The organism is Curtobacterium sp. UNCCL17 (assembly GCF_000686685.1).
Classification (GTDB): domain Bacteria; phylum Actinomycetota; class Actinomycetes; order Actinomycetales; family Microbacteriaceae; genus Curtobacterium; species Curtobacterium flaccumfaciens.
Window position 1 is genome coordinate 1 of the sequence record NZ_JMLI01000009.1, and the last position, 1,102, is coordinate 1,102.

Sequence of the window (1,102 nt, forward strand, 5' to 3'; positions counted from 1 at the left end):
CGATCGTCTGTCGGGAACCACAAAGTGGACGCGAGCCCGTGCAACAAGTGCACGGAAATCAGTGTGTTATCAAGTCTTCGGCTTATTAGTACCGGTCAGCTCCACGGGTCGTTAGTCCCCGCTTCCACATCCGGCCTATCAACCCAGTAGTCTGCTGGGAGCCTCTCACACTCAAGGTGCATGGAAATCTCATCTCGAAGACGGCTTCCCGCTTAGATGCTTTCAGCGGTTATCCGGTCCGAACGTAGCTAATCAGCGGTGCCCTTGGCAGAACAACTGACACACCAGAGGTTCGTCCATCCCGGTCCTCTCGTACTAGGGATAGATCTTCTCAAATTTCCAACGCGCGCAGCGGATAGGGACCGAACTGTCTCACGACGTTCTAAACCCAGCTCGCGTACCGCTTTAATGGGCGAACAGCCCAACCCTTGGGACCTACTCCAGCCCCAGGATGCGACGAGCCGACATCGAGGTGCCAAACCATGCCGTCGATATGGACTCTTGGGCAAGATCAGCCTGTTATCCCCGAGGTACCTTTTATCCGTTGAGCGACAGCGCTTCCACAAGCCACTGCCGGATCACTAGTCCCGACTTTCGTCCCTGCTCGACCTGTCAGTCTCACAGTCAAGCTCCCTTGTGCACTTACACTCGCCACCTGATTGCCAACCAGGTTGAGGGAACCTTTGGGCGCCTCCGTTACTCTTTGGGAGGCAACCGCCCCAGTTAAACTACCCATCAGGCACTGTCCATGAACCCGATCAGGGTCCTACGTTAGACATCCAAAGTGACCAGAGTGGTATTTCAACAATGACTCCACGAACACTAGCGTGCCCGCTTCACAGTCTCCCACCTATCCTACACAAGCCACTCCGAACACCAATACCAAACTGTAGTAAAGGTCACGGGGTCTTTCCGTCCTGCTGCGCGTAACGAGCATCTTTACTCGTAGTGCAATTTCGCCGAGTTCGCGGTTGAGACAGCTGGGAAGTCGTTACGCCATTCGTGCAGGTCGGAACTTACCCGACAAGGAATTTCGCTACCTTAGGATGGTTATAGTTACCACCGCCGTTTACTGGGGCTTAAATTCAGAGCTTCGCCCAAA

At 54.4% G+C, this 1,102-nt stretch carries 1 rRNA gene; it reads right to left on the bottom strand.

The features are described 5' to 3' along the window. Positions 1–65: 65 nt before the first annotated feature. Positions 66–1,102, bottom strand: a 23S ribosomal RNA gene (locus BR70_RS0100190); the annotation flags it as partial.